General features: G+C 65.9%; 18 protein-coding genes and 1 pseudogene. 9 read left to right on the top strand and 10 right to left on the bottom strand.

What is annotated here, in order from left to right; translation table 11 throughout:
- Nucleotides 1–530 precede the first annotated feature (530 nt).
- Genes aepX through VG320_RS11895 form a run of 3 tightly spaced genes read left to right on the top strand, consistent with a single transcriptional unit; the run spans nucleotide 531 to nucleotide 4,502 of the window.
- Complete coding sequence (aepX, locus tag VG320_RS11905) at nucleotides 531–2,240, top strand: phosphoenolpyruvate mutase (protein WP_327200306.1); 1,710 nt, start codon at nucleotides 531–533, stop codon at nucleotides 2,238–2,240.
- Nucleotides 2,237–3,424, top strand: coding sequence for a phosphonopyruvate decarboxylase (aepY, locus tag VG320_RS11900; protein WP_327200305.1), 1,188 nt, complete (start codon nucleotides 2,237–2,239; stop codon nucleotides 3,422–3,424). Before aepX ends, aepY begins: the two co-directional genes overlap by 4 nt.
- A 10-nt stretch (nucleotides 3,425–3,434) precedes the next feature.
- Nucleotides 3,435–4,502, top strand: coding sequence for a 2-aminoethylphosphonate aminotransferase (locus VG320_RS11895; RefSeq protein WP_327200304.1), 1,068 nt, complete (start codon nucleotides 3,435–3,437; stop codon nucleotides 4,500–4,502).
- A gap of 83 nt (nucleotides 4,503–4,585) precedes the next feature.
- Here VG320_RS11895 and VG320_RS11890 read toward each other — a convergent pair whose 3' ends face one another.
- The 5 genes from VG320_RS11890 to VG320_RS11870 form a co-directional block, all read right to left on the bottom strand.
- Nucleotides 4,586–5,833: a PepSY-associated TM helix domain-containing protein gene (locus VG320_RS11890; protein WP_327200303.1), complete on the bottom strand. Its 1,248-nt coding sequence runs from the start codon at nucleotides 5,831–5,833 to the stop codon at nucleotides 4,586–4,588.
- Between the two features lie 606 nt (nucleotides 5,834–6,439).
- The gene (locus VG320_RS11885) at nucleotides 6,440–7,027 is read right to left on the bottom strand and encodes a nucleotidyltransferase family protein (RefSeq protein WP_327200302.1); all 588 of its coding nucleotides are present in this window, start codon (nucleotides 7,025–7,027) and stop codon (nucleotides 6,440–6,442) included.
- Between the two features lie 121 nt (nucleotides 7,028–7,148).
- Complete coding sequence (locus VG320_RS11880) at nucleotides 7,149–9,362, bottom strand: xanthine dehydrogenase family protein molybdopterin-binding subunit (RefSeq protein WP_327200301.1); 2,214 nt, start codon at nucleotides 9,360–9,362, stop codon at nucleotides 7,149–7,151.
- A complete protein-coding gene (locus VG320_RS11875) occupies nucleotides 9,359–10,372 on the bottom strand; it encodes a xanthine dehydrogenase family protein subunit M (protein ID WP_327200300.1) in 1,014 nt (337 codons plus the stop codon). The genes VG320_RS11880 and VG320_RS11875 overlap by 4 nt, the downstream gene beginning before the upstream one ends.
- 16 nt (nucleotides 10,373–10,388) lie before the next feature.
- Nucleotides 10,389–11,093, bottom strand: a complete 705-nt coding sequence (locus VG320_RS11870) for a (2Fe-2S)-binding protein (protein WP_327200299.1) — start codon at nucleotides 11,091–11,093, stop codon at nucleotides 10,389–10,391.
- 479 nt (nucleotides 11,094–11,572) lie between these two features.
- Here VG320_RS11870 and VG320_RS11865 point away from each other — a divergent pair, with 479 nt between their 5' ends.
- Nucleotides 11,573–12,241, top strand: coding sequence for a glutathione S-transferase (locus tag VG320_RS11865; protein WP_327200298.1), 669 nt, complete (start codon nucleotides 11,573–11,575; stop codon nucleotides 12,239–12,241).
- Between the two features lie 80 nt (nucleotides 12,242–12,321).
- Here the strand turns inward: VG320_RS11865 and VG320_RS11860 are convergent, their stop codons facing one another.
- The gene (locus VG320_RS11860; protein WP_327200297.1) at nucleotides 12,322–13,614 is read right to left on the bottom strand and encodes an aspartate carbamoyltransferase; all 1,293 of its coding nucleotides are present in this window, start codon (nucleotides 13,612–13,614) and stop codon (nucleotides 12,322–12,324) included.
- A 315-nt stretch (nucleotides 13,615–13,929) separates the two neighbouring features.
- On the opposite strand from VG320_RS11860, the gene VG320_RS11855 reads away from it, so the two are divergent.
- The 5 genes from VG320_RS11855 to dapA all read left to right on the top strand — a co-directional run bounded on the left by VG320_RS11855 (nucleotide 13,930) and on the right by dapA (nucleotide 16,943).
- Complete coding sequence (locus VG320_RS11855) at nucleotides 13,930–14,937, top strand: M23 family metallopeptidase (RefSeq protein WP_327200296.1); 1,008 nt, start codon at nucleotides 13,930–13,932, stop codon at nucleotides 14,935–14,937.
- Nucleotides 14,938–14,962: 25 nt separating this feature from the next.
- Entirely contained in the window at nucleotides 14,963–15,292 is a 330-nt protein-coding gene (locus tag VG320_RS11850) for a hypothetical protein (protein ID WP_327200295.1), read from the top strand.
- Nucleotides 15,293–15,347: 55 nt separating this feature from the next.
- Complete coding sequence (locus VG320_RS11845) at nucleotides 15,348–15,776, top strand: polymer-forming cytoskeletal protein (protein ID WP_327200294.1); 429 nt, start codon at nucleotides 15,348–15,350, stop codon at nucleotides 15,774–15,776.
- 56 nt (nucleotides 15,777–15,832) lie between these two features.
- On the top strand, nucleotides 15,833–15,955 hold the full coding sequence (locus tag VG320_RS11840; RefSeq protein WP_327200293.1) for a hypothetical protein: 123 nt from the start codon (nucleotides 15,833–15,835) through the stop codon (nucleotides 15,953–15,955).
- A gap of 133 nt (nucleotides 15,956–16,088) precedes the next feature.
- Nucleotides 16,089–16,943: a 4-hydroxy-tetrahydrodipicolinate synthase gene (dapA, locus tag VG320_RS11835; RefSeq protein ID WP_327200292.1), complete on the top strand. Its 855-nt coding sequence runs from the start codon at nucleotides 16,089–16,091 to the stop codon at nucleotides 16,941–16,943.
- 186 nt (nucleotides 16,944–17,129) lie between these two features.
- On the opposite strand, the pseudogene VG320_RS11830 reads toward dapA, so the two are convergent.
- The 4 genes and pseudogenes from VG320_RS11830 to VG320_RS11815 form a co-directional block, all read right to left on the bottom strand.
- Nucleotides 17,130–17,363: pseudogene (locus VG320_RS11830) on the bottom strand (DUF2866 domain-containing protein); the annotation flags it as partial.
- A gap of 286 nt (nucleotides 17,364–17,649) precedes the next feature.
- Nucleotides 17,650–17,847 carry a DUF3562 domain-containing protein gene (locus VG320_RS11825; protein ID WP_327200291.1) on the bottom strand — a complete coding sequence of 66 codons (198 nt, stop codon included), beginning with the start codon at nucleotides 17,845–17,847 and terminating at the stop codon, nucleotides 17,650–17,652.
- Between the two features lie 215 nt (nucleotides 17,848–18,062).
- Nucleotides 18,063–19,124, bottom strand: a complete 1,062-nt coding sequence (locus VG320_RS11820; protein WP_327200290.1) for an alkene reductase — start codon at nucleotides 19,122–19,124, stop codon at nucleotides 18,063–18,065.
- 67 nt (nucleotides 19,125–19,191) lie between these two features.
- On the bottom strand, nucleotides 19,192–19,512 hold the full coding sequence (locus tag VG320_RS11815; RefSeq protein ID WP_327200289.1) for a helix-turn-helix transcriptional regulator: 321 nt from the start codon (nucleotides 19,510–19,512) through the stop codon (nucleotides 19,192–19,194).
- Between the last annotated feature and the right edge of the window lie 281 nt (nucleotides 19,513–19,793).

The raw sequence follows: 19,793 nt of genomic DNA, 5'->3' as shown, positions 1-19,793 counted from the left end.
GCTTGGTCGGTCAGAGGGGCTGCGGAACGGGCGAATCGGAACTGCAGGGATGCTTCGCCTTCCTGTGTTTACGGCCACCGCCGATCTGCGCGTGACCTGGGACGAACCCTGTTTCCTCATAGGAAAAACGGCGAGGAAACTGCGAGCAACAAAGCGCTAAGGCGACGCAATCGCCAATGCCGCGAAAGTGCGCAAAAAGCGGCGAAAAACGCCTTTAAAAGCCACAAATTTCACTGCAATTCCATGATTTGCCACTTCTGGTGGTGATCGACGGCAGATGCGAATCATTTCCGCTATAGTCGCGACTTCGGCCCAAAGCCAGCGCTGTTTTCGGCTCGTTTTTGCGAGTCATTTTGTCGATCGCCGCTTCACAAGCGGCCTTTAAATGTCGATCGGCACAGCAGGGCAAGGCGCAACCGGACTCACACGGTCCGGCAACCCACGGGCCAGAAACCGGTTTAACCAACGATGCGACGCGCGCGACGCAGCCTCTGTAAGCGCGGCGCGACGACGTCCACTGGAGTAAAAAAATGAACGCACGCGAACCCGCTATGGTTTCCACCGCTCTTCCGACTTCGCGCAGCGCACGCCTGCGCCAGATGTTGCTGAGCAACGAGCTTGAATTCCTGATGGAAGCGCACAACGGCCTGTCCGCGCGAATCGCGCGCGAAGCCGGCTTCAAGGCGATCTGGGGCTCGGGCCTGTCGATTTCCGCCCAGTTCGGCGTGCGCGACAACAACGAAGCCAGCTGGACGCAGGTGGTCGATAACCTCGAATTCATGGCCGACGCCAGCGATCTGCCGATCCTGCTCGACGGCGACACCGGCTACGGCAACTTCAACAACGTGCGCCGCCTCGTGCGCAAGCTCGAACAGCGCGGCATCGCAGGCGTCTGTATCGAAGACAAGGTGTTCCCGAAGACCAACAGCTTCATTGGCGGCGAAGCGCAACCGCTCGCCGACATCGACGAGTTCTGCGGCAAGATCAAGGCCGGCAAGGACTCGCAGACCGACGAGAACTTCTCGATCGTGGCGCGCGTGGAAGCACTGATCGCAGGCTGGGGCATGGACGAAGCGCTCAAGCGCGCCGAAGCCTATCGTCAGGCTGGCGCGGACGCGATCCTGATTCACAGCAAGCTCTCGAAAGCAGACGAAATCCTCACGTTCGCACGCGAATGGGCTGGCCGCGGTCCGCTCGTGATCGTGCCGACCAAGTACTACAGCACGCCGACCGACGTGTTCCGCAAGGCGGGCATCAGCACCATCATCTGGGCGAACCACCAGATCCGCGCGGCCGTTTCGGCCATGCAGTCGGTGACGAAGACGATCTACGAAACGCAGACGCTCGTCGATGTCGAAGACCGCATTGCTACGGTCAACGAAATTTTCCGCCTGCAGGATGCCGACGAATACTCGGAAGCCGAAAACCGTTACCTGTCGGCCACGCGCTCGGCGGGTTCGGCGATCGTGCTGGCGGCGAGCCGCGGCAAGGGCCTCGACGCCGTCACCGAAGACAAGCCCAAGGTCATGCTGCCGGTCGCCGGCAAGCCGCTGCTGCGCTGGCTCGTCGATGCGTTCAAGAAGGAAGCGATCAACGACATCACCGTCGTGGGTGGCTACAAGGCCGAGGCGATCGATACGGCGGGCATCAAGCTCGCGCGTAATGAACGTTACGCGCAGACCAACGAACTCGCCTCGCTGGCGTGCGCTGTCAACGCGCTCGACAACGACACGGTGATCTCGTACGGCGATCTGCTGTTCCGCAGCTACATCCTGCGCGACCTCGTGGAAAACGACGCCGATTTCAGCGTTGTGATCGACTCGTCGCCGGAATCGGAAAACGCCAGCGTGCGCGATTTCGCGTGGTGCTCGGCGGGCGACGATCGCGGTCTGTTCGGCAACAAGGTGTATCTGCAACGCGTGTCGTCGGATCAGGCTTCGCAGGCAACGGCGCCCAATGGCCGCTGGATCGGCCTGACGAGCGTGCGCGGCGCGGGCCGCGACAAGCTCAAGGCGAAGATCGCGCAACTGCAGACGCGCGCCGATTTCGACACGCTCGATATGCCGGCGCTGCTCAACGCGCTGATCGAAGACGGCGAGAAGATCGAAGTGCAATACGTGCGCGGCCACTGGCGCGGTGTGAACGACCTTGAGGATTTCCGTCGTGCAGGTGACTTCGCGCACGCGCAAACGCCGATCGGTAGCGGCGACGCCACCTCGCAGTCGGAGGCCCGCGCATGATCGAAGCGGCACAGTTTGTCGAAGCGGCGCGCGAGCGCGGTTTCGAATGGTATGCGGGCGTGCCGTGCTCGTACCTCACGCCGTTCATCAATTACGTGTTGCAGGACGATTCGCTGCACTACGTATCGGCGGCCAATGAGGGTGATGCGGTCGCGCTGGTCGCGGGCGTGGCGCTCGCGGGCAAGCGCGGCATCGCCATGATGCAGAACTCGGGACTCGGCAACGCCGTCAGCCCGCTCACGTCGCTCACGTGGACGTTCCGTCTGCCGCAACTCCTGATCGTGACGTGGCGCGGCCAGCCAGGCGTTGCCGACGAGCCGCAGCACGCGCTGATGGGCCCGGTCACGCCGCAGATGCTCGACACGATGGAGATTCCCTGGGAGCTGTTCCCCACGGAAGCCGACCAGATCGCGCCCGCGCTCGAACGCGCCATCCAGCACATGGACGAAACGGGCCGCCCGTACGCGCTCGTGATGCAGAAGGGCAGCGTCGCATCGTACGAACTCAAGGGCGGTGGCGCGATGCCGGCAAAGCATGCGCTGCCGGTGGCGCAGTCGAACTTCACGGGCCGCACCTACGACGAACTGCCGACGCGCCAGCAGGCGCTCGAACGCGTGATCGCGGCGACGCCTGCGGAATCGACGGTGGTGGTGGCATCGACGGGCTTTTGCGGCCGCGAGCTTTACGCCATCGACGATCGTGCGAACCAGTTGTACATGGTCGGCTCGATGGGCTGCGTGACGCCGTTCGCGCTGGGGCTGGCGCTGGCGCGTCCCGACCTCAACGTGGTCGCGCTCGACGGCGACGGCGCGGCGCTCATGCGCATGGGCGCGTTCGCGACGCTCGGCGCGTATGGTCCGTCTAACCTTACGCATGTGCTGCTCGACAACGGCGCGCACGATTCGACGGGCGGCCAGGCGACGGTTTCGCAACAGGTCTCGTTCGCGAACGTGGCCGCCGCGTGCGGTTACGCCGATGCCGTGGAAGGTGACGATCTCGCCACGCTCGACGCCGTGCTGGTAGCGGCGCGCGAGCGTGCGAAGGGTGCCTCGGGTGTCGAGGGCACGCGCTTCGTACGCCTGACGATCAAGCGCGGCACGCCCGACGGCCTGCCGCGTCCGACCATCACGCCGCCGGACGTCAAGACGCGTCTGATGCGCCACATCGGCGCCGTCGCCAACTAAGGAACTGCCAATGCTGTTGCTCAATCCCGGCCCGGTCACGCTCACCGAACGCGTGCGCCGCAGCCTGTTGCAGGAAGATTTGTGCCATCGCGAAAGCGAGTTCTTCGACGTGCAGGAAGAGGCGCGCACGCGTCTGGTCGGCGTCTATGAACTCGACCCCGCGCAGTGGCAGGCGGTGCTGATGACCGGCTCCGGCACGGCGGCGGTCGAGAGCATGATCGCCTCGCTGGTGCCCGCCAACGGCAAGCTGCTGATCGTCGAAAACGGCGTGTACGGCGAGCGCATCACCGCAATCGCCACGCAGTACGGCATCGCGCATGAAGTCGTGAAGCACGAGTGGATGGATGCGCCCGACCTCGCGCGCATCACCGCCGCGCTCGACGCCGACAAGGCAATCACGCACGTCGCGATCATCCATCACGAAACCACCACGGGTCGCCTGAACGATCTGCGCGAGTTGGGTGAGGCGTGCCGTGCGCGCGGCGTGCAGATGCTCGTCGATGGCGTGAGCAGCTTCGGTTCGGAAGCAATCGATTTCGACGACACGAGCATTGCCGCCGTGGCCGCAACCGCGAACAAGTGCCTGCACGGCGTGCCTGGCGCGGCCTTCGTGGTGGTGCGCCGCGCGGCGCTCGCCACGGCCGCGAGCCGCACGTATTACCTCGACCTCAAGCGTCTGGCGACGCTGCAGGATCAGCGCAATACGCCGTTCACGCCGTCGGTGCATGCGTACTACGCGCTGGTCGAAGCGCTGCGCGAACTCGCCGACGAAGGTGGCTGGAAAGCGCGTCACGCGCGCTATGCGGCGCTTTCGGAGCAGGTGCGCGCGGGTCTGGCTGCGCGTGGTATGGACAGCGTATTGCCGAAGGAAGAATCGTCGGTGGTGCTGCGCGCGTTCCGTCTGCCCGCAGGCATCGACTATCCGAAGCTGCACGACGCGCTCAAGGCGCGTGGCTTCGTGATCTACGCGGGCCAGGGCGGTCTGTCGAAGGAGCTGTTCCGTATTTCGACGATGGGCGACATTCATGCCGCCGACGTCGAGCGCCTGCTGGCTTCGTTCGACGCAATCGCAAAGTAAGTAGCGGCTCGTTCGAGCCGTGAAAAAAGGGCCTTGTAGCGAGCGATCGCTGCAAGGCCCTTTGTATTTCTACGCGTGAACGCTCAGCTCGTCACACGCTCGCGCGCAGGTGCCGTTGACGCCTGCTTCGGCAGCTTCGTGGTTTTTGCGGTTTTAGCCGACTTGCGCCGTGCGCGCGCTTTCTTCAGCCAGATCAGCACGCCCGTCACGCTGAGGACGGCGACCATTACGCCCAGGAAGCTGACCGCGATACGGCCCGCGAGGCCCGCGATGCGCCCCGAGTGCAGCGGAAACTGCGCCTGGATGAAGATGTCGCCTGCCGAGCCCTCGCCGGGAATCTGCTTCGCGATCACCTGACCGGTGCGCCCGCTCATAAACAGCCACGGATTGCCGAGTCCCACATCGCCGTGATCCTTGCCCGGCTCGTAATAGCCCACGGCGAGGTAGCCCAGCGACGGCACCGCGAACAGGCCGCCCGGCGGCGCACTGATGCCCGCGCGGCGGCCCATTTCGGCGGCTTCGGCGATGATGCGATCGCGCGCCTGGAGCGCCTCGTCAAGCGAGAGCGCGGGGCCGGGCGCGACCGAGCGGAACGGGTCAGGCGCGAGCGTCGAGAACACGGAAACCACGGGGCGCACGATCTGGCTGCCCAGATTCATCGAAACCGAAGTGAGCGCGACCACCGTCAGCAGCACCCACAGCCAGACGCCACCCGAACGGTGCAGGTCGAACGTGAGCGCATAGCCGCCGCGCTTGACGCGAAACGCCAGCGATTTGCGCCAGCTTTTGAAGTTCGGGAACGCCAGCACGATCGCGATAAAGCCGTCCAGCAGCCAGACCATCCCCACCACGCCCATAGTCCAGACGCTGAAATCGATGCCCATTTTCGTCGGCAGAAACAGCGTGTAGTGGAGCTGGTAGAGGAAGGGGATCAGGTTCAGGCGCGCGAGCGACGGCGCGCCCCACATGCGGCGGCTTTGCACGTTGCCAGTGGCGGGATCGATCGCGACCTGGTTGTAGTCGAGCGCGTAGGGCTGCTGCGTCTGCGGATCGAGGCGCGGCGCCGCGCGCACGATGAAGGTCTGTCCCGGCTCCACCGCAAGCGGCATGAACGACACCACGGCGTGCGGGTTGGCGGCTTCGAAGCGCTTTGCCAGTTCGAGCGGCGCGAGCGTCGGGCCCGGCGTGGTGGCTTTATAGAACGTCGGATTGAGCGCCGCGTCCAGTTCGTGGTCCCACGCGATCACCGCGCCCGTCAGGCCGGCGAGAAACAGGAAGGCCGCGATGCCCAGGCCAAACCAGCGGTGCAGGCGTACCAGCAGCGGTCTCATGCGGTGTAGCGGCGTGCGTGCCGTCGGACTGAAAGAGGCGCGTGGGTCGAAACGGTCACGATGGCGTCGGCGGTCGGATTGGAGGTAAAGTCTTGATCGCAAATGCGAATCGTTTGCATTTTACGTAGTGAGCGGTCCCGGCGCAAGCTTGGCGAAAGCAGCGAATTGGGTGTGGATCAAACTTGACGGGCGAGACGCAACGCAAGGCGCGCGGGGAGGCGCCCGCGCCGCGAGGCAGGTTCGCAGCGGCACGAGAGGGAAATGGGACAACGGGGACAACGGCGACGACGCGCGCTATGAGCGCGCGCCGGTGCGTTCAGACCGGGTCTTTGCTCGGTGGCCCGTCGGGACGTTGAGGCTCCTCGACATGGCCGGGCGGTGGTGGCGCGAGAGGATCGCGTTCGGGATCGCGCGTCGGATCGGCGAGCGGATCGGGAAGCGGGTTCGTATGCGAGCAGATCATCGCGGATACCTCGTGCGGCTGGGCTCAGGCAGCGTCAGCCGCGCAGTACGTGTGGGTGGTCTTACTAGCGTAGGCGATGAAAAACCGCGTGCGCGGAGTTTCTGGCCCGCTGCCACCGTCGCAATGCGGATTCCCGGCCAGCTTCAAAGACCGTCGAGATCGGCGGGTGTATCGACGTCGCGCAGAATGCCGGGGTCGTCCACGTTGATGCGCGTCAGCGCCTGCGAGACGAGCAGCGCGCGCGCGCCCGCGTCGCCGTCCAGTGCGAGCAAGGCTTCGCGGTGGTCGTAGCCGAAGCCCACCGGATGCCCGCGCTGGCCGTCATAAAACGGCGCGACCAGCGGCTTGCCCGCGTCGAGTTCGCGCGCGACGGCTTCGATAGTGCTCACGGCGATGCGCGGCATGTCCGCGAGCGCGACGATCCAGCTTTCGCCTTCGGTATCGGCTTCGATGGCGGCGGCGAGACTCGCGCCCATGCCGCGCACCGAGCCGGCTGCGAACACCACATCGCAGCCCGCTTCGTTGAGCGTGTGCGCGAGCGATTCCGCGCCAGGGCGCACGACGGCGATCACCCTGGGCACGACCATCAGAAGCCGGTGCGCGGCCTCATGGGCGACGGCGATGCCGTTCGGCAGCGGCGCGAGGAGTTTGTTGCGCAGACCTTCGGGATCGAAGCGCGAACCGGTGCCGGCGGCGAGCAGTACGCCGGTGGCAAGCGATGCATAGGCCATGGGGTGTACCGCGGGGGCGCCGCGCGAGAGAGTTGAACGCAGATTGTGCGGCGCAACCGCGCGCGAGGCAAGCCCCGCTTGCCCCTTGCCCTGCGCGCGTTTTCCTCGTATTTAACGCGCGCTACGTCATCACCTTGTCGAGCGTAATCGGCAGATCGCGCACCCGCACGCCAGTGGCGTGATAAACAGCGTTGGCGATCGCCGCGGGCACGCCGGTAATGCCGATTTCGCCAATGCCGCGCACGCCCAGCGCGTTGAAGCGCAGATCGGGCGCCCCGACGAACAGCACGTCGAGATCGCCGATATCGGCATTCACGGGCACATGGTATTCGGCGAAATTGCCGTTCACGAAACGCCCCGTGCGCGTGTCGAGCAGGCCTTCTTCCTGCAGCGCCGTGCTGATGCCCCAGACCATGCCGCCCATCAACTGGCTGCGCGCAGTTTTGGCGTTGAGCACCTGGCCCACGTCGTACACGCCGACGATGCGCGCCACGCGCAGCGTGCCCAGTTCCGCATCCACATGCACTTCCGCGAACACCGCGCCGAACGAGTGAAAGGCGTACTGCTGCTTTTCCGCGCCGGGTTTCGCCGATGCCTGCGCCTCAATGGGCTGGCCGCCTGCGCGCGCGATGATGGCGGCAGCGGGGTCGCGTCGCGAGGTATCGGCGCGCAGCACGACCCAGCCGTCGGCGACCGTGACATCGGCGGGCGTGGCGCCATAGACCGGCGAGGCGCGGTCGGCCACGGCCAGCGCGATCAGCTTGTCGCGCGCCGCGCTGGCTGCCGCCTGCACCGCCGGCGAGACGCTGGCCGCCGATTGCGAGCCGCCGGAGCCTGGCGCGCGCGGCAGGCTCGAATCGCCGAGCGCGAAGTGAATGCGCTCGGGCGGAAAGCCGAGCGCATCGGCGGCTACCTGCGTCATCACCGTGTACGTGCCGGTGCCGATGTCCTGGGTGCCCGAGGCGACCATGGCCGTGCCGTCGGGCAGGATGCGCGCGAGTGCGGCGGCTTCGCTGCGGTTGGCCGGATAGGTCGCGCCCGCCATGCCCAGGCCGATCAGCGTGTTGCCCTGACGCATCGCGCGCGGCGTGGCGACGCGCCGCGACCAGCCGAAGCGTTCCGCTCCGGCCGCATAGCATTCGCGTAGCGCCTTCGACGACCACGGCTTGTTTTCCTGCGGCTCGACTTCGGCGTAGTTCTTCAGACGCAAGGCGATGGGGTCCATCCTGAGCTGCCACGCGAGTTCGTCCATCGCCGATTCGAGCGCGAACGAGCCCGTCGTTTCGCCGGGCGCGCGCGTGAACGTGGGCGTGCCGACGTTGAGCGGCACGACGCGGTGGCTCGTGCTCACGCTTGGCGAGGCGTACATCATGCGCGTGACGAGCCCGGACGTTTCGGTCCAGTCTTCGAACGTCGAAGTATGCGAGAGGGTGTCGTGGCGCATCGCCGTGAGCGTGCCGTCGCGCTGGGCGGCCAGCGAGAAGTGCTGCTCCGTGCGCGGCCGTGAGCCGACCGGGCCGAACATCTGCGGCCGCGCGAGCGCGAGGCGTACCGGGCGGCCGGTTTGTTTCGCGGCCATCGCGCACAGGCTCACATGCGACCACGACGAGCCCTTGCAGCCAAAACCGCCGCCGATGAACGGCGAGATCACGCGCACGTTGTCGGCAGGGATGCCGAATACGGCGGCCACGGCGGTGCGCGCGCCCGACACGCCCTGGGTCGAGTCATAGAGCGTGAGTTCGGGGCCGTCCCAGCGCGCCATGCTGGCGTGCGGCTCCATCGGATTGTGGAACTGCACGGGCGTGGAGTAGACCGCGTCGATGCGCACCGCGCCTGCGCGCAGACCCGCGTCGACATCGCCGCGTTGCGAATCGACGGGGCGGCCGGGCTGGCTCGGCGGCGTATGCGCCTGTGTTTTCGCGTGCGCGAAATCGAGCGTGGGCGGCGTCGTGGCGTAGGTCACGCTCACGTGCTGCGCGGCGTCGGTCGCGTGTTCGAGCGTGTCGGCCACTACGACGGCGACCGGCTCGTTGCTGTAGCGCACGACGTTGTCCTGCAGCAGCGTGAGGCGTCGCCCGGCGGGCGGGGCCAGCGGCGTGTGGCCGCCGTTGGGCAGGCGCATGGCGTTCTGCCACGTCATCACCAGCAGCACGCCCGGCAGCGCCTGGGCACGGCGCGTGTCGATCGAGGCGATGGTGCCGCTCGCCACCGTGCTCGTGACGAGGACCGCATGCGCGAGGCGCGCTTCGGGGAAATCCGCCGCGTAGCTTGCGCTGCCCGTCACCTTGAGCATGCCGTCGATGCGATCGACCGGCTGTCCGATCAGTTGGCTCATGCGGGGCCTCCGGCAAGGTTGTCCGTTCCGCTTGCGGCCAGCGTGGTGGCCCGCACGATTGCGCGCTGCGCGAGTTCGACCTTGAACGCGTTGCCTTGCAGCGGCTGCGCGTGCGCAAGTTCGGCGGCGGCTGCGGCGCGCAGCGTGGCCGCGTCGAGCGTCTGCCCTACGAGCCGTTGTTCCGCGAGACTCGCGCGCCACGGCTTGTGCGCGACGCCGCCCAGCGCGATGCGCGCGGCCCGCACGCGCTGTCCGTCCAGTTGCAGCGCCGCCGCCACGGAAACCAGCGCGAACGCGTAGCTCGCACGGTCGCGCAGCTTGAGGTAGTGGGCGTGATCGGCGAAAGCGGGCGGCGGCAGATCGACCGAGGTAATCAGTTCGCCGCGCGCAAGCGTCGTGTCCAGATCGGGCCGATCGCCCGGCAGGCGATGAAACTGCGCGAAGGGAATCGCGCGTGCGCCGTTCGGCCCGCGCACCTGCACGGTGGCGTCGAGGGCCGCGAGCGCCACGCTCATATCGGAAGGATTCACGGCGACGCATTGCGCGCTCGCGCCGAGGATCGCGTGCATTCGGTTAAAGCCATCGCGCGCGGCGCAACCGCTGCCGGGCGCGCGCTTGTTGCATTGCGCGAATGCGGTGTCGTAGAAGTAGCCGCAGCGCGTGCGCTGCATCAGGTTGCCGCCCACGGTCGCCATATTGCGCAGTTGCGGCGACGCGCCCGCGAGCAGCGCCTGCGAAAGCAGGGGATAACGCGTGCGCACCAGCGCATGGTTGGCGCAATCGCTGTTGCGCACCAGCGCGCCGATGCGCAGGCCGCCGTCGGGCAGCGTCGTGATGCCGTCGAGCGCCGCGATGCGCGTGATGTCGACGAGTTTGAGCGGATGCGCGATGCCGCCTTTCATGAGGTCGAGCAGATTCGTGCCGCCGCCGATGAAGGCCGCGCCCGGCTGCTGCGCGGCTGCGAGGGCGGTGTCGATATCGGCGGCGCGCTGGTAGGCGAGTGCGTCCATGTCGTGACCTCCGCGCTCATGCGCCGGCCGAGTGCGCGTCGCGCACCGCGGCCACGATGTTCGCGTAGGCGCCGCAGCGGCAGATATTGCCGCTCATGCGCTCGCGGATCTCCGCATCGCTTAGCTCGGATGGACGCGTGCGTACATCGGCGGTCGCGGCGCTCGCTGTGCCAGCCGCGAATTCCGTGAGACACGCCGTCGCCGAACACAACTGGCCCGGCGTGCAGAATCCGCATTGCAAAGCGTCGCGCTCGACGAAGGCGCGCTGGATCGTGCTGGGCGCGTTCGGAGCGGCGAGCCCTTCGACGGTGGTGATGCGCTGACCTTCGTGCATGACTGCGAGCGTGAGGCAGGCGTTGATGCGCCGCCCATCGACGAGCACCGTGCAGGCGCCGCACTGGCCGCGATCACAGCCTTTCTTCGTACCGGTCAGTTGCGCGTAGTCGCGCAGCGCATCGAGCAGGGTGACGCGCGGTTCGATGTGCAAAGCGTAGTCTCGACCGTTGATGGTCAGATGCACCGGTTGGGCAGGCACGGGCGCTGGCGTTGCTGTATCGGCGGGAGCGGCGTCGGGTGCGTTCTGCGCGCGCAGATGCGGCGCGGCGCCGAGTGCCGCCGCCGCAGCAGCCGACTGGAGAAAGCGCCGGCGCGCGGGTTCGGTGGGTTCGCTGGAGGCGTCGGTGGGTGCGTTGTGACGCGGCGGGTGGAGAGTTGGGGACATGGCGTTCGCAGGCTCCATCGGGGATGGGATCGCAAGCGCACGCGTATGACGCGATGCCGCGTGAGCCGTCGTCGCGCAGCGTGCGGAACTCGATTTGCAGCATTCCTTCCTTGAGCAATTCCGATGCCGCGACGCCGTGCAAATTCATGCGCTTTCGTGCCACGCGCGGCGTCGGACAGACTGCACGTTGCGCGCGCCGTGCGCGAAAGTAAAGCGTTTGGAGGGCGTTGCGGGCGAAACTTTCGCGACAACGGGCCTTCTGTCCTCGGGCTGTCGAGTGCCTGACGCGAGGCGGTCGCGAAGCTGGCGCGGCGGACAGAATTTTGATGCTGGCATGAGGGGTGACGCGCGGGTGACGCGCGCGAAATAGAGGCTTGATTCGGACGATCTGGGTGGACAAGTGTCAACAGGATGCGCACCCTACAAGGCTTGCATTCAATCTCGATCGATACCGACGGATACAACCGGGAGGAGACCCCATGCTGACCGTTCACCACCTCGACAACTCGCGCTCCCAGCGCATCCTCTGGATGCTCGAAGAGCTGGGCGTCGAGTACGAAATCGTGGAGTACAAACGCAACAAGGACACGATGCTCGCGCCGCCTGCGTTGCGCGCCGTGCATCCGCTCGGCAAGTCGCCGGTCGTGACGGACGGCGGCCTCACGCTCGCGGAGTCGGGGGCGATTCTCGAATATCTGGTCGAGCGCTACGGCAATGGACGCTTCGTGCCGCCACGCGATACGCCCGAGTATCTGCGTTACCGCTACTGGATGCATTACGCCGAAGGCTCGGCGATGCCGCCGCTGCTGCTCAAGCTGGTTGCGAGCCGCATCGCCAATGCAAAGGTGCCATTCTTCGTGAAGCCGATCACGCGCAAGATTGCCGGGTCACTCGAAAGCGAGTTCGTCGATCCGCAGCTCGAGTTGCATTTCAGCTATATCGCGAAGGAGCTTGAAGCGACGGGCTGGTTCGCGGACGACGCATTCACCGCCGCCGATGTGCAGATGAGCTTTCCGATCGAAGCCGGTGCGAAGCGCGCGGGTGCCGAATCGAAGCCGTCGATCCGCGATTATCTTGAGCGTATTCACGCGCGGCCCGCGTATCAGCGCGCGCTGGCGCGTGGCGGCGAGTTCACGCTGTTTGGATAAGATCAGGATCGCGAACTAAATGCCGTAAAGAAAAAGGCCGGGAAACACGCGTTTCCCGGCCTTTGCCGTTTCTGGCCTGATTAGTCGATGCCGTGGAATACGGCGTCGTCCGGGCCCAGGTATGCGGGCGGACGCCATGCCGCGTCGCGCATCGAATGCTGCACCAGCGTTTCCACGCCCAGCAGCACGGCAAAGATTGCCATACGCACCGGAATGCCGTTGTCGGTCTGGCGGAAGATCGCCAGACGCGGGTCATGGTTCAGGTCCGTCGACAGATCGTTCGCGCCCGGGCGGCTGTCGCGCGGCAGCGGGTGCATGACGAGCGTTTCGGGGCTGCAGCATTCGTCGAGCAGCGCCTGGTTGATCTGGAAGTCGGGCGTGTAGCCTTCGAACGATTCGTCGGTGAAGCGCTCCTTCTGGATGCGCGTCGCGTACACCACGTCGGCGCCGCGCAGGCCCTGGCGCAGATCGGTGGTTTGCTCGACCACATGGCCGTTGGTCGAGATCAGATCGACGATATACGTTGGCATTTCCAGCATCGGCGGCGAAATGAGCGTGAACTTGATGCCGCGATAGAGCGCGAGCAGCTTCACGAGCGAGTGCACCGTGCGGCCGTACTTGAGGTCGCCCACCAGCGCGATATGCGCGCCGTCGACGATCTTGCCCAGTCGCGAGAACTCGCGCTGGATCGTGTAGAGGTCGAGCAGCGCCTGGCTCGGGTGCTCGCCGGGACCGTCGCCGCCGTTGATGACGGGGATATTCACGGCGCGCGCGAATTCCGCCACCGAGCCTTGTTCAGGATGCCGAATCACCATTGCATCCACGTAACCGGCCATCACACGGCTGGTGTCGTAGATCGATTCGCCCTTGGCCATCGACGAAAACGTGAAGCCGGTCGTGTCGCACACCGAGCCGCCCAAACGGCAGAACGCGGCGCCAAAGCTCACGCGGGTACGCGTGCTGGCTTCGAAGAACAGATTGCCGAGCACCGCGCCTTCCAGCACGCGCGAGATTTTCCGGCGGCGCGCGATGGGCTGCATGATGTCGGCCACGCGGAACAGCGCTTCGACGGAGTCACGCGAGAACTGGTTGGTCGAAAGCAGTTGCGGGCGGCCTTCGAACTGGATCTGGCTTGCCAGCGAGTGCGAGTCTACGCTTTGCGTATAGCCTTCGCGCGGCTCGGCGTTGCCGACGATCTCCGAGACAAAACGCTCGACGATCTCGGGCATGGCACGCGATTCCTGCGATTCTTCCGGCAGCAGCCAGGTGTCGAGCGCCCGGCGCGATACGCCGATACGACTCGCGAAGGCGTCGCGGGTCATGTTCAGACGCCGCATGGCGTCACGAAGGAAGGCTTGTTGCGGAACGCTCATGCTGGCACCCGTGATAGCTGGTTGATATACGCGGTGCGTATATTAGTTCGGTGACGGGAGAAGTCAAGAGGTTTGTGCTTTGGGAGGGCCGCGGTGCGGCAGTCTGGCGCGATACCGCGGGCGCTTTCCCCGTTCAGGCAAGCCGATTCGTCATGATTTTTATCAGGATGGGGATTTTTCAGACGCCGCGATAATCGCCGTTTTGATTTTGGACGGGCCGGCGCGCGCTGGCTGCCACAGCTTGATGTACGCACTGTTTTGCACCTTGTTCTCGTGCGCTTCGCTCGTGCGCGCGAAACGCCGCCGGGGCCGCTCATGAAAATGCCCTGGACCAGTACGGTCGATGAACTGTCGAGTGGCGAGACCCGTTTCGTCACGCATCGCGCCGCGCGCCGCACGGTCATCTGCACGGCCTGCGCCGTGGGCGTCGCCGCACTCGCGGGCGGCGTCGCCATCGGCCGCTACAGCAGCGTGGTGGACGTGCCCACCGGCCCGGGCGCCGAGGGCGTGGCCACGCATCACTACGTGGTGGGCGAAATTGGCCGCATGAACGCGTCGATTTCCTTGCTCGATCCGCGTATCGAGCGCCTTTCCGCGCAGATCGCCGATCTGCGCCAGTTCGACCAGCGCCTGCGCGCGCAGCCGCAGCGGGGCGCCGTGGTGGCGCCCGCCGCGCCGGTCACGCATTCGGGCGACGACGAGGAAGAGGATCATGGCGACGCGCCAGGCGCCGCGTCGGGCGCGGGCGGGCAAGGAGGCGAGGGTGGCCCTGCGCTCGCGCCGCGCCGTTGCGTGGAGGCGTCCGCGTCGCGCACCAACGCGCGCGCCGTCGGTGGCGCGGTCGATTGCATGGCGGCGACGCTGTCGGCGCTCGAGCAGGCCGTCGCGCAGCACGAGGCGGCCTGGCAGGCGTTTCCGGGCCGTCGGCCCACCGAGGCGGGGCGGCTCGGTTCGCCGTTCGGCAACCGCATCGATCCGTTCACCCAGCGCCTGAGCTTTCATCCGGGACTCGACATCGTCGCGCCCACCGGCACGCCGATTCTCGCCGCGGCAGGCGGCCGCGTGATTTTTGCCGGGCCGAAAGCCGGTTACGGCAATTGCGTCGAAATCGATCACGGTAACGGTTTCGCGACGCGCTATGGACATGCCTCGAAGATCGACGTGCAGGTCGGTCAGATCGTGCTGCCGGGCGACCATATCGCCGATGTCGGTTCGACCGGGCGCTCGACCGGCCCGCACCTGCATTTCGAAGTGATCGTCAAGGGCACCCAGGTCAATCCCGCCGCCTATCTCGCGCTGTTCGGGGCATACCACAATGGCTGACGCACGCCGTACCACTCGCGCGCGCATGGACACGCAACGCGCCTTCGAACTGCAACCCGTGCGCTCGCGTGCCCGGCGCTGGAGTTTCGCGCTGATCTGGACAGTGCTGGCCGCTAGCGCGGGCGCAGGCACGGTCGCGTGGGTTCATCACGCCAACCAGGCCGAACGCTGTCCCGTGCTCGCGCCCGATGCCTTGCAGATTCGCATGACCCAAGCCGAACTCGCGCTGGAGCAGGAGCGCGCGGCGCGCGACGCCCTGCAGAAGTCGGCGTCGGCCGCGCAGGCGCAGACCGCCGCCTTGCAGACCGAAGTGCTGTTCCTGCGCGGCCACGGCGGCCGCGAAGGCGCACATTGAACGCGCGTGCATTCCCCTTCAGTTCAACCTGACTATCAACACAACGGCCTTTCTCATGTTCAACAAGAAGAAGCCCCAGCCGGGCATCCAGCAGACCAAACTTGCAACGCTGATTTCCGAAGACTTTCGCATTACGGGTAACGTCGAATTCGCCGATGGCGTGCGCCTGGACGGCCAGATCATCGGCAACGTCAGCAGCAAGCCGGGCACGCAGACGCTGTTCGTGCACAGCGAGCGCAGCGTCGTGCAGGGCAACGTGCACGGCTACGACATCGTGGTCAACGGACGCATCGTCGGCGACGTGATCGCCGATCACTTCGTCGAACTTCAGGCAAATGCGCATGTGGTCGGCAATATCTACTATCAGCAACTGCAGATGGAGTGCGGCGCGACCGTCGACGGCAAGCTGACGCGGCGCGATCCCGCCGATGCGCCGAGCCTGCTGCTCGATACCTCGATCGTCGATGTGCACCCGATGGACTGATACCGTCTGCGGTGCCTTATCCCGCAATTGTGCGATTTCCGGTTAAACTGCCGGTCATGTCACGCCAGCCGAACCTCCTCGCTTCTTTTGCCGTCGCCGCATCGCGCGCGATGGCGACGCGCGTGCAGGCAGCCCCGGTCGGCGTGAAAGCCAAAGCCAAAAAACAGTCGCTCATCTGACCGGAGCTTGCTGTTCCGTCGGATGTTGCGATGGAACGGCCTGCCGGCACCCCGCCTTACTCTCCTCCCTGGCTCGCTGACTCCCGCGCTCTGTCCGACGGACCTTTCATGCGGTCGCGTTCAAGGGATAGTCATGTCTTCGTTTTCGGGTATCTGGATTCCGCTCGTCACACCGTTCAATGGTGGCGCCGTCGATCATGAGGCGCTCGACGCGCTCGTGCGTCATTACGTGCAGGCGGGCGTGGCTGGTTTCGTCGCGCTAGGAACAACCGGTGAACCCGCCGCACTCGACGAGCGCGAGCAGGATGCGGTGCTCGCCACCGTGCTTGCCAGTGCCGGGGATTTGCCGGTGGTCGCAGGTGTGAGCGGCAATCACACGCAGTCGGTCTGCGAGCGCATCGCCGCGCTTAACGGCACACCCGTCGCCGGCGTGCTGGCGGCCGCGCCGTACTACATCCGGCCGTCGCAGGCGGGCGTGATCGGCCACTTTGCGGCGCTCGCCGACGCGAGCCGCAAGCCGGTGATCCTCTATGACATTCCCGCACGCACCGGCGTGACGCTGGCGCTGTCCACGCTGCTCGAACTCGCAGGGCATGAGCGCATCGTCGCGGTGAAGGATTGCGGCGGCTCGCTCGACAAGACCCTGGCGCTGATTCTCGATGGCCGCCTGCAGGTGCTGTGCGGCGAGGACCTCGATATGTTCGGGATGATGTGCGCGGGCGCGAGCGGGGCGATCGCGGCATCGGCACATGTGCTGCCGGAGCGTTTCGTGGCGATGGAGCGGGCGTTGCGCGACGGGCGTCTTGATGAGGCGCGCGCGATCTGGCACACGCTGGTGCCGTTGGTGCGCGCCACGTTTGCCGAGCCGAATCCGGGGCCGGTGAAGGCTGCGCTCGCGCGACAAGGATTGCTGCGCAACGAACTGCGTGCGCCGATGACGCGCGTGAGCGATGAACTGGAAGAAACGCTGGGGAAACTGCTTGCCTGAACGGGCGGGGGAGTGGCTTGCGCGGCGCGCCCGGGTGACGGGACACGCCGCGCTTCGATCGCCGGCGATCGATTGTTGCGACTTGTTGCGCGCTTAACGCACGGCGCGTGCGCTTGCGCTGCTGCGTGCGCGGCGACGGGTGCGCGGACGTTCTGCGTCGACGGGTTCGCCGTTGAGCAGAATCCGGCGTCCGGGCACGTGCTCGGCGACGAGGCGCGCAATTTCGAACGCCGAACTTTCGGCCGGCACCACCTGGCGGCGCGCGCCATCGTCGAGCGGCGTGGTCCATTCGACCAGCCGGTAGGCGCGTCCCCAGGGATGTTGCAACGGCGTCGAGACGCGGCAGGATGCGACGCGTGTTGTCGAGCCGTCGCGCAGCAGGGATTGCAGGTGCACTAGCACGTCGTTGTCTTCAACCATGGCTTCGCTCCTCCTCGACTAACCGCATAAAAAAACGCCGCCGATGATCCGGCGGCTCAACAGGGGTGAGCGTATGGTTGCAGCGAAGAATTAAACGAGCCTTAAGAGGCCGCGCTTGGCACGAGCGCGCAAAGCCGCGTCGGCATGGACTTTCGCGCGCACGAGACGCCCGCGCGAATTGAAAATCCGCGCGGGGCGCTGCAACCGGAGGGAACGTAATGGAAAGACTGGCGGGCGCGAATCCAGCGTCAGGTCGGTGCGGACGCGACGCCGATCCGGTGTGCAATCAGTGAGTGCCTGCGCCGTTTTGCCGCAGTGTCGCGCGCGTCTTGCGTGCGGCGAAGAGCGGGAGATAGTCGTGAATGCGCGCGTCGGCGCGGTAGTGATCGAGTGTGTCGGCGTAGATGCGGGCGACCGTTTCCTCAGGTGTGTGAGTCTCTTCGGCGATGCTTTGAACGATTTGAGCGGCGTCGACTTGCGGCATGACAGTCCTCCGGACAGCGGGTTGGCGGGCACACAGGGTTTGAATTCAAGGACACGGCCGCAAGCGATGCCAATTGAAACGCTCTATCGGGGATACGTCACAGGAAATGAGCAGCGTGCCCGCGTATGAAAACGCCCCGGCGAAGGCGATTGCCTTGGCCGGGGCTATTAGCGTGGTGCTGCCCTATCTATATAGTGAGCAGATTCGCCGATGAATTACGCGACGTTTTCGAGCGACGGGTAATCCGTGTAGCCCGTTTCACCGCGCGCGTAATAAGTCGACGGATTCGGCGCGTTGAGCGGCGCGTTCAGTTCGAAGCGGCGCGGCAGATCGGGGTTGGCGATAAAAAGCTGGCCCCATGCGACGGCATCGGCTTCACCATCGGCGAGCAGCTTTTGCGCGGATTCGAGCGTGAACTTCTCGTTTGCAATGTACGGGCCGCCGAATTCGGCCTTCAATTGCGGTCCAAGACGACGGTCGCCGAGCGATTCGCGTGCGAACAGGAAGGCGATCTTGCGCTTGCCCAGCTCGCGCGCGACGTAGCCAAAGGTCGCGGCCGGGTCCGAATCGCCCATCGTGTGCGAATCGCCGCGCGGCGCGATGTGCACGCCCACACGGTCCGCACCCCAGACGTCGATGCACGCGTCGGTGACTTCGAGCAGCAGGCGTGCGCGGTTTTCGATCGGGCCGCCGTAGGCGTCAGTGCGCTGGTTGGTGCTGTCCTGCAGGAACTGATCGAGCAGATAGCCGTTGGCGCCGTGCACTTCCACGCCGTCGAAGCCTGCGGCCTTCGCGTTGAGCGCGCCCTGGCGGTACGCTGCGACGATGCCGGCGATTTCATCGAGTTCGAGCGCGCGCGGCGTGACAAAGGGGCGCTGCGGGCGCACGAGGCTCACGAAGCCCTGCGCGGCGATGGCGCTGGGCGCGACCGGCAGTTCACCGTCGAGGAAAATCGGGTCCGAAATACGGCCTACGTGCCACAGTTGCAGGAAGATGCGTCCGCCCGCGGCGTGAACGGCCTCGGTCACGAGCTTCCAGCCTTCGACCTGTTCTTGCGACCAGATGCCCGGCGTTTCCGCATAGCCGACGCCTTGCGGCGTCACCGACGTCGCTTCGCTGACGATGAGGCCGGCGCTCGCGCGTTCGGCGTAGTACTTCGCCATCAGCGAGTTGGGAACGCGCACTTCGCCGGCGCGCTGGCGCGTGAGCGGCGCCATGATGACGCGATTGGGCAGGGTGAGATCGCCGATCTGAATGGGGTCGAAAAGCGTTGCCATGTGATTACCTTGTGGCGGGCGCGGCCCGCAGCCTTGAAGCATAAAAGGGACGATGCGGAGGCCGCCGTCACAACTGCTCGTGCATCTGGGCGAGAAACGCCTCGATGACCGGCTCGTTGCGCTTGAAGAACACCCATTGCCCAACCCGCTTCGACGTGACCAGTCCGGCTTTCTGCAGCGCGGCCAGATGCGCGGAAACCGTCGATTGCGACAGTCCGCAGTACGCGTCGATCCGCCCTGCGCAGACGCCGTGGTCGAGCGGAAGCTCTTGGTCGGCGAAATGCGCTTGCGGCTCGCGCAGGCAGGCGAGGATCTCGCGGCGCACGGGATTGGCGAGCGCCTTATAGATTGCGTCGAGGTCGATGGGTTGGGGTTCTGGGTGGCTCATTGGGTCTGCATCGTTACTGTCCGAATCATATATCGTGATTCTACGATATGGGCGATGGCACTGATTGCAATAGGGGCGATAGGTAAAAGTTGAAGTGGCGTTGCTGCCGCTGTATCCAGCGGTGGAGCGGGGGCTGCCAAGGGCTGGCGGATTTATTTCCCGTTACCCCTTGCGGCCCGCTGCGGGTAGCGCTAAGATTCGCCCCCTTCGCTGCTTGGCCGTTTCGGCTGCGAAGCCTGCCGGGAGAAACGGCGGGTCGTTCCGGGAGCATCTTTTAAGCA

The sequence above is a fragment of the Paraburkholderia sp. genome (genome assembly GCF_035948235.1).
In the GTDB taxonomy this organism is placed as follows: Bacteria; Pseudomonadota; Gammaproteobacteria; order Burkholderiales; family Burkholderiaceae; genus Paraburkholderia.
This window is presented reverse-complemented; position numbering and strand designations above follow the sequence as displayed.

Excerpts from the sequence above, each read along its gene's own strand:
- VG320_RS11815 (WP_327200289.1), bottom strand. The coding sequence starts at position 19,512 with ATGAGCCACCCAGAACCCCAACCCATCGACCTCGACGCAATCTATAAG.
- VG320_RS11865 (WP_327200298.1), top strand. The coding sequence starts at position 11,573 with ATGCTGACCGTTCACCACCTCGACAACTCGCGCTCCCAGCGCATCCTC.
- VG320_RS11890 (WP_327200303.1), bottom strand. The coding sequence starts at position 5,833 with ATGAGACCGCTGCTGGTACGCCTGCACCGCTGGTTTGGCCTGGGCATC.
- aepY (WP_327200305.1), top strand. The coding sequence starts at position 2,237 with ATGATCGAAGCGGCACAGTTTGTCGAAGCGGCGCGCGAGCGCGGTTTC.
- VG320_RS11855 (WP_327200296.1), top strand. The coding sequence starts at position 13,930 with ATGAAAATGCCCTGGACCAGTACGGTCGATGAACTGTCGAGTGGCGAG.
- dapA (WP_327200292.1), top strand. The coding sequence starts at position 16,089 with ATGTCTTCGTTTTCGGGTATCTGGATTCCGCTCGTCACACCGTTCAAT.
- VG320_RS11875 (WP_327200300.1), bottom strand. The coding sequence starts at position 10,372 with ATGGACGCACTCGCCTACCAGCGCGCCGCCGATATCGACACCGCCCTC.
- VG320_RS11885 (WP_327200302.1), bottom strand. The coding sequence starts at position 7,027 with ATGGCCTATGCATCGCTTGCCACCGGCGTACTGCTCGCCGCCGGCACC.
- VG320_RS11845 (WP_327200294.1), top strand. The coding sequence starts at position 15,348 with ATGTTCAACAAGAAGAAGCCCCAGCCGGGCATCCAGCAGACCAAACTT.
- VG320_RS11895 (WP_327200304.1), top strand. The coding sequence starts at position 3,435 with ATGCTGTTGCTCAATCCCGGCCCGGTCACGCTCACCGAACGCGTGCGC.
- VG320_RS11870 (WP_327200299.1), bottom strand. The coding sequence starts at position 11,093 with ATGTCCCCAACTCTCCACCCGCCGCGTCACAACGCACCCACCGACGCC.
- VG320_RS11840 (WP_327200293.1), top strand. The coding sequence starts at position 15,833 with ATGTCACGCCAGCCGAACCTCCTCGCTTCTTTTGCCGTCGCCGCATCG.
- VG320_RS11880 (WP_327200301.1), bottom strand. The coding sequence starts at position 9,362 with ATGAGCCAACTGATCGGACAGCCGGTCGATCGCATCGACGGCATGCTC.
- VG320_RS11860 (WP_327200297.1), bottom strand. The coding sequence starts at position 13,614 with ATGAGCGTTCCGCAACAAGCCTTCCTTCGTGACGCCATGCGGCGTCTG.
- VG320_RS11850 (WP_327200295.1), top strand. The coding sequence starts at position 14,963 with ATGGACACGCAACGCGCCTTCGAACTGCAACCCGTGCGCTCGCGTGCC.
- VG320_RS11825 (WP_327200291.1), bottom strand. The coding sequence starts at position 17,847 with ATGCCGCAAGTCGACGCCGCTCAAATCGTTCAAAGCATCGCCGAAGAG.
- VG320_RS11820 (WP_327200290.1), bottom strand. The coding sequence starts at position 19,124 with ATGGCAACGCTTTTCGACCCCATTCAGATCGGCGATCTCACCCTGCCC.
- aepX (WP_327200306.1), top strand. The coding sequence starts at position 531 with ATGAACGCACGCGAACCCGCTATGGTTTCCACCGCTCTTCCGACTTCG.